This is a genomic window from Paraliobacillus sp. JSM ZJ581 (assembly GCF_044383835.1).
Classification (GTDB): domain Bacteria; phylum Bacillota; class Bacilli; order Bacillales; family Amphibacillaceae; genus Paraliobacillus.
The window spans coordinates 79,153-93,921 of sequence record NZ_JBISEP010000007.1 but is presented as its reverse complement, the minus strand read 5'-3'; the positions used below and the strand labels follow the sequence as shown (position 1 = coordinate 93,921).

Annotated in this window: 14 protein-coding genes; all 14 read left to right on the top strand. The window is 38.0% G+C overall.

The window, feature by feature from the left end; all coding sequences use genetic code 11:
• Positions 1 to 19 precede the first annotated feature (19 nt).
• The gene (gene purC / locus ACH6CY_RS06470; RefSeq protein WP_374066475.1) at positions 20 to 733 is read left to right on the top strand and encodes a phosphoribosylaminoimidazolesuccinocarboxamide synthase; all 714 of its coding nucleotides are present in this window, start codon (positions 20 to 22) and stop codon (positions 731 to 733) included.
• Positions 730 to 981, top strand: coding sequence for a phosphoribosylformylglycinamidine synthase subunit PurS (purS, locus tag ACH6CY_RS06465; protein WP_374066473.1), 252 nt, complete (start codon positions 730 to 732; stop codon positions 979 to 981). The genes purC and purS overlap by 4 nt, the downstream gene beginning before the upstream one ends.
• Complete coding sequence (gene purQ, locus ACH6CY_RS06460; RefSeq protein ID WP_374066472.1) at positions 978 to 1,661, top strand: phosphoribosylformylglycinamidine synthase subunit PurQ; 684 nt, start codon at positions 978 to 980, stop codon at positions 1,659 to 1,661. The genes purS and purQ overlap by 4 nt, the downstream gene beginning before the upstream one ends.
• Positions 1,645 to 3,873: a phosphoribosylformylglycinamidine synthase subunit PurL gene (purL, locus tag ACH6CY_RS06455; RefSeq protein WP_374066471.1), complete on the top strand. Its 2,229-nt coding sequence runs from the start codon at positions 1,645 to 1,647 to the stop codon at positions 3,871 to 3,873. The genes purQ and purL overlap by 17 nt, the downstream gene beginning before the upstream one ends.
• The gene (purF, locus tag ACH6CY_RS06450; protein WP_374066470.1) at positions 3,849 to 5,261 is read left to right on the top strand and encodes an amidophosphoribosyltransferase; all 1,413 of its coding nucleotides are present in this window, start codon (positions 3,849 to 3,851) and stop codon (positions 5,259 to 5,261) included. Before purL ends, purF begins: the two co-directional genes overlap by 25 nt.
• Positions 5,262 to 5,283: 22 nt before the next feature.
• A complete protein-coding gene (purM, locus tag ACH6CY_RS06445) occupies positions 5,284 to 6,312 on the top strand; it encodes a phosphoribosylformylglycinamidine cyclo-ligase (RefSeq protein ID WP_374066468.1) in 1,029 nt (342 codons plus the stop codon).
• Positions 6,305 to 6,886, top strand: a complete 582-nt coding sequence (purN, locus tag ACH6CY_RS06440) for a phosphoribosylglycinamide formyltransferase (protein ID WP_374066467.1) — start codon at positions 6,305 to 6,307, stop codon at positions 6,884 to 6,886. The genes purM and purN overlap by 8 nt, the downstream gene beginning before the upstream one ends.
• 16 nt (positions 6,887 to 6,902) lie before the next feature.
• Positions 6,903 to 8,441, top strand: a complete 1,539-nt coding sequence (gene purH, locus ACH6CY_RS06435; RefSeq protein ID WP_374066466.1) for a bifunctional phosphoribosylaminoimidazolecarboxamide formyltransferase/IMP cyclohydrolase — start codon at positions 6,903 to 6,905, stop codon at positions 8,439 to 8,441.
• A gap of 89 nt (positions 8,442 to 8,530) precedes the next feature.
• On the top strand, positions 8,531 to 9,778 hold the full coding sequence (gene purD, locus ACH6CY_RS06430; RefSeq protein ID WP_374066465.1) for a phosphoribosylamine--glycine ligase: 1,248 nt from the start codon (positions 8,531 to 8,533) through the stop codon (positions 9,776 to 9,778).
• A gap of 396 nt (positions 9,779 to 10,174) precedes the next feature.
• Positions 10,175 to 11,683: a BCCT family transporter gene (locus ACH6CY_RS06425; RefSeq protein WP_374066506.1), complete on the top strand. Its 1,509-nt coding sequence runs from the start codon at positions 10,175 to 10,177 to the stop codon at positions 11,681 to 11,683.
• 161 nt (positions 11,684 to 11,844) lie between these two features.
• Positions 11,845 to 12,879, top strand: coding sequence for a DUF3048 domain-containing protein (locus ACH6CY_RS06420; protein ID WP_374066464.1), 1,035 nt, complete (start codon positions 11,845 to 11,847; stop codon positions 12,877 to 12,879).
• 20 nt (positions 12,880 to 12,899) lie between these two features.
• Positions 12,900 to 13,208: a YerC/YecD family TrpR-related protein gene (locus ACH6CY_RS06415; RefSeq protein WP_374066462.1), complete on the top strand. Its 309-nt coding sequence runs from the start codon at positions 12,900 to 12,902 to the stop codon at positions 13,206 to 13,208.
• 23 nt (positions 13,209 to 13,231) lie between these two features.
• The gene (locus tag ACH6CY_RS06410; RefSeq protein ID WP_374066460.1) at positions 13,232 to 14,221 is read left to right on the top strand and encodes a Gfo/Idh/MocA family protein; all 990 of its coding nucleotides are present in this window, start codon (positions 13,232 to 13,234) and stop codon (positions 14,219 to 14,221) included.
• Between the two features lie 115 nt (positions 14,222 to 14,336).
• Positions 14,337 to 14,552 (top strand): transposase, encoded by a 216-nt coding sequence (locus tag ACH6CY_RS06405; protein WP_374066458.1) that lies wholly within the window; start codon positions 14,337 to 14,339, stop codon positions 14,550 to 14,552.
• Positions 14,553 to 14,769 lie beyond the last annotated feature (217 nt).

Genomic DNA, 14,769 nt, shown 5'->3' with positions numbered 1-14,769 from the left:
AATAAAAGGGGGGCGGAATGTGAAGGCAGAGCTATTATATGAAGGTAAAGCGAAGAAGGTATTTACTGTAGAAGGCAATGACCAGACACTCGTTTTATCCTATAAGAATGACGCAACAGCATTCAATGGAGTGAAAAAAGATGTGTTTGAAGGGAAAGGTCGATACAACAATTTGATTTCTGCGGCTATTTTTACTTATTTAAGCCAACAAGGCGTAGCAAGTCATTTTAAACAGACCTTAAATGATACAGAGCAGTTAGTAGAAAAAACAACGATTATCCCGTTAGAAGTAGTTGTAAGAAACATTGCGGCTGGAAGTATTACAAGAAGATTAGGAATTAAAGAAAAAACACCATTTCCGTCCCCGCTTGTAGAGTTTTATTATAAAGATGATCTGCTTGGAGATCCGCTAATCAATGATGCACACGCATTATTACTTTCGGATGTAACAAAGGAAGAATTGGAACAAATAAAGCAGTTGTCTCTGCTTGTTAATAAGAAGCTACAACCCTTTTTTACGGAAGTCGGTTTGCAATTAATTGATTTTAAGCTTGAATTTGGTAGAAATTACACTGGTGAAATTATTCTGTCAGATGAAATATCACCAGATACATGTAGACTTTGGGATATCGTAACAGGCGAAAAGATGGATAAAGATGTGTTTCGTGAAGGATTAGGTGATTTAGTAGAGGTATATGAAGTGATCTTAAAACGACTGGAGGCTGTCAAATGAAAAAAGCATTGATTTACATTACGTTAAAAGAAGGGGTGCTAGACCCACAAGGGAAAACGGTACAGCATTCTTTAGATACATTAGGTTATGAAACGATTAAAGAGGTGCGTGTAGGTAAATATTTGGAGCTTTTCATTGAAGATGAGAGTTCCGTTGAAGCTCAGGTAGAAGAAATGTGCGAAAAGCTTTTGGCAAATCCGGTAATTGAAAACTATACCTATACGATAGAGGAGGTTGTCACACTGTGAAGTTTGCTGTGATTGTTTTTCCGGGATCCAATTGTGATCGTGATATGTACTATGCTGTAACAGATGCTCTAGGAGAAGAAGCGGACTTAGTTTGGTATCAAGGTGCAAATCTAGCAAACTATGATGCTATTCTATTGCCAGGTGGTTTCTCATACGGTGACTATTTGCGTTCAGGTGCGATTGCTTCCACCTCTGATATTGTCGTCCAATTAAAACAACATGCAAGTAAAGGAAAACCGGTATTAGGCGTATGTAATGGATTTCAAATTTTACTAGAATCCGGCTTATTACCGGGTGCGATGCTACGAAACAAAGATTTAAAATTTATTTGTCATCATGAGGATTTAAAAGTTGCCAATAATCACTCTATGTTTACAACAGCTTACATGCAAGATGAAATCATTTCTATTCCGATTGCGCACGGGGAAGGGAACTATTATTGCGATGAAGAAACATTGGCGAAATTAGAAGCTAACAATCAAATTGTTTTTACATATGAAAATAACCCGAATGGTTCTGTACAAAATATTGCAGGTATTATCAATGAGGCAGGAAATGTATTAGGAATGATGCCACACCCTGAACGTGCAACAGAAGCGATATTAGGTTCAGCTGATGGATTAAAATTATTTCAATCAATCGTAGAAAATTGGAGGAAAGCATATGTTACAGGCGCCTGAGCTTACACCAGAAGCAATTGAAGAAAAACGTGTTTATCAAGAAATGGGTCTTACTGATGGAGAATTTTCTACAATAAAAAAGATTTTAGGTCGTTTACCTAACTTTACAGAGACCGGTATTTTTTCTGTTATGTGGTCAGAACACTGTAGTTATAAAACATCCAAACCGTTATTAAAGAAATTTCCAACAAAGGCGCCTCATGTTTTGCAAGGTCCAGGTGAAGGAGCAGGAGTTGTAGATATTGGAGATGGGCAAGCGGTTGTTTTTAAAATAGAAAGCCATAATCATCCTTCTGCAGTTGAGCCTTATCAAGGTGCTGCTACAGGTGTTGGTGGAATTATTAGAGATGTGTTCTCAATGGGCGCACGGCCAATTGCGACGCTAAACTCTCTTCGATTTGGAAACCTTACGAATGGTCGAGTAAAATATTTATTTGATGAAGTTGTTCATGGGATAGCAGGCTATGGAAATTGCGTAGGTGTTCCGACAGTAGGTGGAGAAATTCAATTTGACGACAACTATGAAGGAAATCCATTAGTAAATGCGATGTGTGTTGGTCTAATTGATCAAAAGGATATGCAAAAAGGAATAGCGTCTGGTATTGGAAATACCGTATTGTATGTTGGCTCCAAGACAGGAAGAGATGGTATTCATGGTGCAACATTTGCATCGGAGGATTTAACAGAAGATTCGGAAAACAAACGGTCATCTGTACAAGTTGGCGACCCATTTATGGAAAAGTTATTAATAGAAGCGTGCTTAGAAGTCATCCATTCCGATGCACTTGTTGGCATGCAAGATATGGGAGCAGCCGGCTTAACTTCTTCAGCAAGTGAGATGGCAAGCAAAGCTGGTACAGGGATGGAATTAAACCTAGATTTCGTTCCACAGCGTGAAGAAAACATGACTGCCTATGAAATGATGCTATCTGAATCGCAAGAACGCATGCTGCTTGTTGTGAAACAAGGTCGTGAAAAAGAAATTCAAGCTGTATTTGCTAAATATGATTTAGAAGCAGTAGCAGTTGGAAAGGTTACTGACGACAAGCAATTTCGTTTACTCCATCAAGGTGAAGTCGTAACAGATATTCCTGTCGATGCATTAGCAGAAGACGCACCAGTTTATCACAAGCCATCTAAAGTACCGAGTTATTATGAGGAATATCAATTGATGGAGGATTACTTTCCACAAGTGAGAGACCACCAAGTGGTATTAAAACAGCTGTTGCAACAACCAACAATTGCGAGTAAAGAGTATGTCTATGACCAATATGATTCGATGGTACAGGCGAACACAGTCCTTGCTCCGGGTTCTTCTGCTGCGGTTGTTCGTGTTCGCGGGTTTGATAAAGCTTTGGCAATGACAACAGATTGTAATTCTAGATATCTTTATTTAGATCCTGAAGCAGGGGGTAAAATCGCTGTCGCAGAAGCGGCTCGTAACATTGTCTGTTCTGGTGCAAAACCTTTGGCACTAACCGATGGATTGAATTTTGGAAATCCAGATAAACCAGAAATTTTCTGGCAAATGGAAAAAAGTGTGGAAGGTATGAGTGAAGCAAGTATTGCTTTAAACACACCAGTTATTAGTGGGAATGTTTCCTTATATAATCAATCGAACGAACAGGCAATTTTCCCAACACCAATCGTAGGGATGGTTGGCTTACATCGTTCAGTTAAAGATATTACACCATCTTTCTTTCAAACGAACGGTGACTTGATTTATGTTATTGGCGAAACGAAACCCGAATTTGGTGGTAGTGAATTACAGAATATTTTAGAGGAACGTTATTTTGGAAAAGCGCCAGCTATCGATTTAACGGTTGAAGCTAAGCGTCAAGCGGCCCTTTTACAAGCTATTCAAGACGGTTTAGTCGAGTCGGCACATGACTTAGCTGAGGGTGGTCTAGCAGTAGCACTTGCAGAAAGCTTATTCTCACAAAAACAACTAGGCTGTGAAGTTGCAGTTGAAGGTGATCTGACAACAGCACTCTTTAGTGAAACACAATCCCGTTTTCTAGTAACCGTAAAACAAGCGAATCAACTAGCATTTGAACAAGCAGTAGAGGATGCAACATGTGTTGGTGAAGTCACTGATAGTAAGGAGCTCGTAATTAATCAAGATCATCAACCAGTCATTAGGGAGTCAGTAGAACATTTAAGCGAATTGTGGAAAGGAGCTATTCCATGCTTGCTGAAATCAAAGGTTTAAACGAAGAATGTGGCGTGTTTGCTATATGGGGACATGAGAAAGCGGCGGAAATGACCTATTATGGCTTACATGCAATGCAGCATCGAGGGCAAGAAGGTGCTGGAATTGTGACAAGTGATGGTGACATGCTTCATCTCCATAAAGGAAATGGCTTAATAAATGAAGTATTTCAAAAAGGAGAATTCAATCGTTTAAAAGGAAAAGCTGCTTTAGGACATGTTCGTTATGCAACACAAGGTGGTGGTGGCTATGAAAATGTTCAACCATTACTGTTTCGCTCGCAAAAAAATAGTATGGCTCTAGCTCACAACGGAAATTTAGTCAATGCCTATGCGTTAAAGAATCAATTAGAAGCACAAGGAAGTATCCTACAAACAACTGCTGATACGGAAGTGATTGCACATCTAATTAAGCGTAGTGGTCATCTAAATATGGAGGAAGCAATTAAACAAGCGCTAGGAATGATTAAAGGGGCGTATGCTTTTTCCATTTTAACGGAAGAAAAACTTTATGTTGCGTTAGATCCAAGAGGATTGCGCCCGCTTTCCATCGGTAAATTAGGTAATGCCTATGTCATTGCATCAGAAACATGTGCATTTGATTTAATTGGTGCAACCTATGAACGAGAAGTAAAACCCGGGGAACTAATTACGATTGATGATACAGGATTATCAACAATGTCCTTTTCATCGCCAATGCAACGTACACTTTGTTCGATGGAATATGTTTATTTTTCTCGACCGGATAGTAATTTGAACGGTTTGAATGTCCATGCAAGTCGAAAAACGATGGGAAAACAACTTGCGCATGAGTCACCTGTAGAAGCAGACGTCGTTACTGGTGTTCCTGACTCTAGTATTTCAGCAGCAATTGGCTTTTCAGAAGCAAGTGGTATTCCATACGAACTTGGTTTAATTAAGAATCGTTATGTTGGCCGCACCTTTATTCAGCCATCTCAAGAACTTCGCGAGCAAGGTGTGAAAATGAAACTGTCGCCCGTACGAGGAATAGTCAATGGTAAACGGGTTGTGATGGTAGATGACTCGATCGTTCGAGGAACGACAAGCAGACGTATTGTTCGGTTATTAAAAGAAGCGGGTGCAAAAGAGGTTCATGTCCGTATTGCATCACCTCCAATTGAAAATCCTTGTTATTACGGGATTGATACTTCCACAAAAGGTGAGTTAATCGCAGCCAACTATGCAGTGGATGAAATGCGTGACATCATTGGTGCTGATAGTTTGGCGTTCCTTACAACAGAAGGGTTGGAAAAATCAATTGTAACTGAGTCAAATTCACTTGAGCACGGTGTATGTAAGGCTTGTTTTACAGGGAACTATCCAACTGAAATTTATCCAGAAACAGTTATCCCTGCTTATAAGGAATAATCTTGCAAAAGGAGCGAAGCAAATGAGCGATCGATATAAAGAAGCTGGTGTAGATGTTCATGCAGGCTATAAAGCAGTTGATTTAATGAAAAAGCATATAAAAACGACTAATAGAGAAGAAGTTATTGGTGGAGTAGGTACATTTGCAGGGTTATTTGATTTAAGTGGCTTTAATTATGAAAAGCCTGTTTTAGTTTCAGGTACGGACGGTGTTGGAACGAAGCTTAAGCTAGCTTTTTCAACAGATAAACATGATACAGTAGGCATTGATTTAGTTGCTATGTGTGTCAATGATATCGTTGCACAAGGAGCAGATCCGCTCTTTTTTCTAGATTATATTGCTTGCGGAAAAAATGATCCAGAACAAATTGAACAAATTGTTAAAGGGATTAGTGCAGGATGTGTAGACAGCGGTTGTGCGCTGATTGGTGGAGAAACAGCAGAAATGCCCGGTATGTACCAACAAGGTGAATATGATTTAGCTGGTTTTGTCGTTGGGATTGCCGAAAAAAACGACATTATTACAGGCGAACACATACAACCAGGAGACCAGATTATTGGAATTTCGTCAAGTGGTGTCCACGCCAATGGTTTCTCATTAGTGAGAAAAATTATTGCTGATCAAGCATTAAGTTATCATGATTATATAGAAATGCTTGGCATGACTTTAGGAGAAGCTTTACTTACTCCAACTAGAATTTATACTAAAGCAGTCAAGCAATTAAAAAAAGCTCTTGAAATCAAAGGAATTAGTCATATTACTGGTGGGGGATTCTATGAAAATATACCAAGAGCTTTACCAGATCATCTAGGTGCAACGATTTATCAAGGCAGTTGGGCGGTACCTGCAATTTTTCCATATCTAAAGGAACAGGCTAATCTTTCTGACGATGACATGTTTGGTGTGTTTAATATGGGGGTTGGCATGGCAATTGTTGTAGAAAAAGAAAAAACAGATCAAGCAATAGATGTACTAAATAATAGTGGTGAAAAAGCTTCGATTATTGGAGAAGTATCTGAGCAATCTGGGGTGAGAATTATTCATGGCTAAGCCAACGATTGCTGTATTTGCATCAGGAACAGGTAGTAATTATCAAGCTATTTTTGAAGCGATTGAAAACAAAACATTAATCTGTGATTTAGCTTTACTGGTTACAGATCAGCCATCGGCCAAAGTAATTAAAAAGGCGGAAGGAAATAATACGCCATATGCTGCATGTAACCTAAATGATTATACATCAAAAAACACATTTGAGTCAGCTATATTAGAACAATTACGTATACATAAAGTGGACTGGATTATCTTAGCTGGATACATGCGGTTAATTGGTCCAACATTACTTCAAGCATATGAAGGGAAAATTATCAACATCCACCCATCACTCCTTCCTGCTTTTCCAGGATTAGATGCGATAGGTCAAGCATTTCAAGCGGGTGTGAAGGTGACAGGTGTGACGATTCATTATGTAGATGAAGGAATGGATACAGGCAAAATTATTGCGCAAGAAGCAGTGAAAATATCTGAGAATATCAATGAACAGCAACTACAAGAAAAGATTCAATTAATAGAGCATGAACTATACCCTAAGACGATTCAGCAAGTAATAACATCGTTAACAGACTAGGAGGATACGCAAAGTCATGAAAAAACGCGCCTTAATTAGTGTATCAGATAAAAGAGAGATCGTTTCTTTTGCACAGGGATTAGAAGACATAGGATATGAGCTCATATCAACAGGTGGTACATTGAAAGCATTGCAAGAAGCGGGTATCGCTGCAAGATCGGTTTCTTCAGTCACAAATTTTGAAGAAATTTTAGGTGGAAGAGTAAAAACACTTCACCCTTATATTCATGCAGGATTATTAGCTCGTCGTGATGATCCCATACATAAACAACAGTTAGAGGAAAGAGAAATTGTTCCGATTGATGTCGTTGTCGTTAATTTATATCCATTTAAAGAAACGATTGCAAAAGAAGGTGTCACAGAAGCGGATGCAATTGAGAATATTGATATTGGTGGACCGACGATGTTACGGGCAGCAGCGAAAAATTTTCAAGATGTAACAGTTGTTGTCGATCCTTCCGATTATCAAGAAGTACTCAGCAGGTTAAAAACAGAAAAAGAAGAAACAGTGGTGTTTCGTAAAAAATTAGCAGCAAAAGTGTTTCGTCATACAGCCAATTATGATGCAATGATTGCAAATTATTTTAATGAGATTACAGAGCACGATCATCCGGAAACGTATACAAGAACGTATGAAAAGGTTCAAACGCTTCGGTATGGAGAGAATCCGCATCAACAGGCAGCATTCTATCGAGATCCGAACAGCAAGGGAGCATCAATTGCACATGCGAAACAACTGCATGGCAAAGAACTTTCTTACAATAATATACAAGATGCCAATGCGGCATTAGAGATTGTTCTAGAATTTGGTGAACATCCAGCAGCTGTTGCGGTAAAACATATGAATCCTTGTGGTGTTGGAATAGGGTCAACTATTTCTGATGCATTTGCTAAAGCTTATGCTGCAGACTCCACGTCTATTTTTGGTGGCATTGTAGCATTAAATCGTGAAGTGGATGTAGCTACTGCAAATCAGTTAAAAGAAATTTTTCTAGAGATCGTGATTGCGCCTAGCTTTACTAAGGAAGCATTAGCTATTTTAATGGTAAAACCGAATATTCGTTTATTAGAAACACCAATAAAAATAAATGAAAATGACAAAAAGAAAGTCGTTAGTGTCGTAGGAGGTTTGTTAGTACAAGATCGTGACTTCGGTAGCGTAAAAATGAATGAGTTAACGATTGCGACAGAACGTAAGCCAAATGAAGATGAAATAGCATCACTATTATTTGCATGGAAAGTAGTAAAACATGTGAAATCAAACGCCATTGTTGTTGCTAACGATAAACAAACACTTGGCATTGGTGCAGGACAAATGAATCGTGTTGGAGCAGCAACAATTGCCCTAGAACAAGCAGCGGAGAAGGCGAGTGGAGCTGTCTTAGCGTCTGATGCATTTTTTCCAATGCCTGATACAGTTGAAGCTGCTGCAAAAGTAGGGATCAAGGCAATTATTCAGCCAGGTGGTTCAAAACGGGATCAAGAATCTATTGATGTATGTAACAAATACGGAATTGCAATGGTATTTACAAGCATGCGTCATTTTAAGCATTAATCCATACAAGCGCTCTATGTACATGTAATAAGCGTCAATAGTATTCCCTGTGAATCATTCAAATACAAACAATGATGGAGGTCGAGCTAGTGAATGTATTAGTTGTTGGAAGTGGCGGCAGAGAACATAGCATTGTAAAAAAGTTAGGCGAAAGCAATCAAGTCTCAAATATCTATGTTGCACCTGGAAATGGAGGGATGGCTGCGGAGGCTACTTGTGTGAATATTCGCGAAACCGAAATAAAGGAATTAGTTACTTTTGCGAAAGAGACACAAATCGCTTGGACAATTGTTGGTCCAGAAGTTCCTTTGATGGATGGCATTGTTGATGCGTTTCAACTGGCGGGTTTGCGAATTTTTGGTCCGACAGAAAAAGCCGCAATGATTGAAGGGAGTAAAGACTTTTCAAAAGCTTTTATGGCACGTCACGACATTCCAACAGCTAACTATGCAACGTTTACAGACTGTGACGAAGCAAAAGCATACATTAAAGCAAATGGAGCGCCTATTGTCATTAAAGCAGATGGCCTAGCCGCAGGGAAGGGCGTTGTTGTTGCTACAACTGTTGAACAAGCATTCGAAGCAGTTGAATCGATGTTACTAGCCAATAAATTTGGCGGGGCAGGAAACCGCGTTGTGATTGAAGCATTTCTTGAAGGAAAAGAATTTACTTTAATGGCGTTTGTTAATGGGGAAAATGTGTATCCGTTATTACCTGCTAGAGATCATAAACGTGCATATGATAATGACGAAGGACCAAACACTGGAGGGATGGGAGCTTATGCGCCAGTTCCTGATTTAGACCAGTCGATCATCACTTATGCAAAAGAGCATATTTTGCATAAAGCTGCGGAAGGAATGGTGCTAGAAGGTAGACCTTTTACAGGTATTCTCTATGCCGGACTGATTGAAACTGCGAGTGGACCAAAGGTAATTGAATTTAATGCTCGACTAGGAGATCCAGAGACACAAGTTGTTTTACCATTACTAGAAAATGATTTGATTCAAGTAATTGAAGATGTAATGTGTGGGAAAGATCCTGAATTGTCTTGGAAAGAGGGATATGCAATAGGAACAGTTGTTGCCTCGAAAGGATATCCAGAGAGTTATGCGAAATTAGTACCATTACCAGTGTTTGAAGAAAATGATGAAAGCTATGTTGTACATGCAGGAACAAAAGTTGAAAGAGATAGTACCTATCGATCGATCGGCGGACGTGTATTGTTAGTTGGTTCTGTTCAACCAACTATAGAACAAGCACATCAGTCCGTTTACACTTTTTTAAAACAATTTGAGCAGACAAATGATTTTTTCTTTCGAAGGGATATAGGAAAGTAAATATAAATGGTGTGAGGGAGTGTGTGGGAAGAGTACACACTCCCTTTTTAATTGGTGGATAGTTTCTGGGGTTGTTCGTGTCAATATGTGTAAGGCGTAATCAAAAGTAATTGACTATTATTATTTAAAAATATATAATCGCTTTTCGTGCGTTTAAATTAAGAAAATGTAATTGGCACGAGGAGATAAAAATATAGTGAGCAAGCGGTTTGTTATTGGTTAAGTATAATTATTTGATTCACTTTAATGAAGTAATATTGTGTAAATACATACTGAATGAATTTACAAACAATTGTCTAAACTGAACGATATACAGTTAAGTTGTTGGCACTTGCCTCTAACAAAATTAGGAGGAAAAAAGTGAAAAAAGACGAAAGTGATATAGCGCAGGGTAAGATGGATAAGGTAGTATTCTATATTAGTGGTGGGTTACTAATTTCATTTGTCGTTTTAGCGATGATTGATTTAAAAATGATACAAGAATGGATCAATTACTCATTTAATATCGCAGCTAAATATTTTGGTTCATACTGGGAATTATTATTGTTAGCAAATTTTATCATTGCAATTGTTTTAGCAATATCAAAATATGGGAAAATACGATTGGGTAAATTGGACAAACCAGAAAATAGTTATTACCGCTGGATAGCAATGATTTTATGTACATTACTTGCTAGCGGTGGAGTTTTCTGGGCTGCTTCAGAACCAATGATGCATTTTATTACTACCCCTCCTTTATTTGATGACCATTCGGGAACTATGAGTGGTGTTAATCCTGCTCTAGCACAAAGCTTTCTGCACTGGGGATTTCTTGCGTGGTCTATGTTGGGTACATTAGCTACGATTGTGTTAATGTATGCGCACTACCATAAAGGTTATCCAATGAAGCCGAGAGGCATGTTATATCCTATGTTTGGTGAGAAGATTTTCCGAAAAAAAAGTATTATAGGGAATGCGACCGACATTATTTCCATTGTAGCTGTAGCAGGTGGTACGATGGGGCCTATTGGTTTTTTAGGGCTTCAACTAGGCTACGGATTGCATGCATTATTCGATATTCCTAATACATTAGTTACTAATATTATTGTCGTTAGTGTACTTATTCTGATGGCTGCTATTTCAGTTGCGACTGGGGTGGATCGCGGTATTCAATTTTTGAGTAGAATTAATGTAGGCTTAACGGTCTTTTTAGCTGTTTGTATGCTCATTGTAGGGCCTACGTTATTTATTATAAATAAATTTATTTCTGCTCAAGGATTTTATTTAGAGAATTTTTTAACGATGGCTTTATACCAAGGAGATTCAACCTGGTTAGGCTGGTGGACAGTCTTTTTCTGGGGTTGGTTTTTAGGTTACGGACCAATGATGGCAATTTTTATTGCTAGAATTTCACGTGGAAGAACGATTCGTGAGCTGGTTATTGCTGTTTCAGTGATCGCACCTCTTGTAACAAACTTTTGGTTTGCAATCGTTGGTGGGACAGGTATTAAAATTGAATTTGATTCACCAGGTTCTATTTCGGAGCCATTAGCTACAGGTGGTATGCCGGCTGGAGTGATGGCAATAATGGATCAACTGCCTTTTGGCTTCTTTTTAGCGATAGGCTTTCTGATTGTGACGTTAATTTTTGTTGCAACTACGGTTGATTCTATCTCTTATACGGTATCTGTCTCTTTAACTGGGGATGATCATCCAAGTCGGCTGATTCGGGTATTTTGGGTGCTCATATTTGGTATGCTCTCTATTGTTCTACTAGCAATTGGTGAGAATAGCATTAATGCTATCCAGAACGCAATTGTTGTAACAGCTGTTCCTGTTTCCTTTATTTTGTTACCTACGCTTTGGGGCGCTGTTCAAGTAGCACGAAAATTAGCTGTTGAACAAAAGATTGTTTCAAAAAAATAAAAGAATATACTTTAGTTTTCCTCTAATCTATGTCGTTACACGATAGACAAGATTAGAGCTTTTTTTTAATGATACTTGTATGTAAGTCTGTTATAATCAAAGAAAGTAACAGTCGGATAAAAGCTAGACAACAGATAACTAATAAAGGATGTGTTCACACTGTGAGAAAACAAACGGTCATCATTTCTTTCATTATCATCATGTTTTTCTTCATCTTTGGATGCTCTAAAGATGAAAAAGCAGGTAAAGATTTAGCACAAAAAAAAGAATCTGAAGCTCCAGGAAGAACGGAGCTATCTAATACATATCCATTAACTGGTGAGAAAACAAATCAAGTAGTAGATAATCGAGCTATTGCTGTTATGATAAATAACCATCCTAAAGCAAGACCGCAAACTGGCTTATCACAAGCAGATCTTGTATTTGAAATCTTAGCTGAGGGAAACATTACTCGATTGATGGCATTGTTTCAGAGTGAGCAACCGGAGGAAGTTGGTCCTGTAAGAAGTGCACGTCCATATTATTTTAATACGGCAGATGATTATGGTGCATTATATGTTTATCACGGTGCAGCAGATTTTATTGAAGCTATGTTAGTGGGGGGTGCAGCAGATTATTTGAATGGTGCTCATTATGATAATGATGGGTATTTGTTTAAACGTGCCAATTTTCGTGTAGCTCCACACAATTCTTATTTACAGTTTGATTCAGTTTATGAAGTGGCAGAGGAAAAAGGGTATGATATAACTGCTGATCATGAAGCCTTATTATTTTTAGAAGAAGAAGAAATTTCTAATGTAGGTGGCACTACGGCCACAGAAGTATCTTTTAAATATAATACAACACCATTACGTTATGTCTATAATAAAGAAACAGAGCAGTATCAACGTTACAATGGACAAAGTCAAACAGTAGAATTAAATACTGAACAATCGATTCAATTGGATAACGTATTTATTTTAGAAACGAATCATGAAATTGTAGATGATGCTGGCAGAAGAGAAATTGATCTAGCATCAGGCGGAAACGCGTACTTATTACAAAAAGGAACAGTCCAAAAAATTCAATGGGAAAATCGTGATGGTAGAATCATTCCAGTGCGAGAAGGGGAACCAATTGGTTTAGTTCCAGGAAAAACATGGATTAATGTGATTCCGAAAAATCCAGGCTTAGATGGTGTAACTATTATTGAGTAATGAAAGGATGAAATAAATAGATGCAAATAGATAAATTACGTGGTGAACAATTGGATCGGTTATTTGATGCAATCCTGACACTTGAAACGAGAGAAGAATGCTATCAATTTTTTGATGATATAGCGACTATGAGTGAAGTACAATCGTTCGCTCAACGGCTTCAAGTAGCAAAAATGTTAGAAGAAGGTCGTACCTATCACGCAATTGTAGAAAAGTCTAGTGCATCTACAACAACCATTTCCCGTGTAAAACGTTGCTTAACTTATGGAAATGATGGTTATCAAATGGTTTTAGGACGTTTACAAGAATCGAAACAAGAAGAAAAATAAATAGCACAACTAGGAGGATTATAATGGTTCGTTTTGGTGTGATCGGAACAAACTGGATTACAGAAAGTTTTATCCAAGCAGCGTCAGAAATAGAAAATTTTCAACTAACAGCCGTTTACTCTCGAACAGCGGAGAAAGCGGAGCAATTTGCTAACCAATTTGATGGTGCGATTGATATTTTTACAGACCTTCATACTTATTTTCAAAATGATAAGATGGATGCGGTATACATCGCAAGTCCAAATGCGCTTCACGCAGAGCAAGCTATTCAGGCAATGCAACATGGTAAACATGTGATTGTTGAAAAACCAATGGCTTCGAATACAAGAGAAGTGCAAGAAATGGTGGATACGGCTAAGGATAACAATGTCGTGCTGATGGAGGCTTTAAAAACTACATTCTTACCTAATTTCCAAGCTATACAAGATAATTTACATAAGATTGGCCAAGTACGTCGTTATTTCTCAAGCTTTTGCCAATATTCATCGCGATATGATGCTTATAAAGAAGGTACGGTACTAAATGCATTTAAACCCGAATTATCAAATGGTTCATTAATGGATATAGGAATATACTGTATCTATCCGATGGTCGCTCTATTTGGAAAACCGAAAAAAGTATATGCTAATGCGTATATGCTAGGTTCAGGTGTGGATGGTCAAGGCAGTGTCATGTTTGATTATAACGAGTTAAATGGTGCAGTGATGTATTCGAAAATCACAAATTCATATTTACCATCTGAAATTCAAGGTGAAGATGGTTCCATCGTAATAGATAAAATCAGTCATCCTACAAAAGTAGCAATTCATTATAAAGATGGGACAATAGAAGATATTACTCGTCCTCAAAAAGAAAATGCGATGTATTATGAAGCGAAGGGATTTATTGATGCAATCCTTGCTGGGCAAAATGAATCAACGGTCAACACATTTGAGAGATCCCTAACAACTGCAGCTATTTTAGAAGAATCAAGAAAACAAATCGGATTACCCTTCCCAGCAGATAAGAAATAAAAACTGTATCTATGATTGTGGTGTACAATCATAGATACAGTTTTTTAAATGTTAGAAGTTAAAATTAAGGTTCTATACTAAATGTGGTGGTGCCCCTTGATCTATCAAGCCTTCAATGGAAGCAAAAAAACACACGCATTCCTCTCTCTTTTGTTACCCTAAAGTTGTAGATCAAAAGGAAAAAGGAGAGGAAAAGCGTGCAAAACAATTTTATTATAGAAATGCTGCTGACCGTTTTCACTTTATCCGTCAAGTATATTGGGCATTAGATGAAGGAAGGCGTGAAGTGCAACGAACGTTAGATAAGAAGGCTCGCATTCGTATGAAATGAAGTGAAAAATTACTTTGGAAGTCCAACTATAAATTGACAGAAAAAGAACGAGGAACAGTAAAACCATTACTCAAAATAGATGGCCGATTAGATGAGGTATACTAATTGAAAAGAAGCTGGATCAATGGTTTAAAGAAAGTGATGCAAAGACTGCCAAAGAAGGATTAGAGGCGTGTCTAAAAGAAAGGAGGATGTCAAATATAGGCTCCTTTCATAA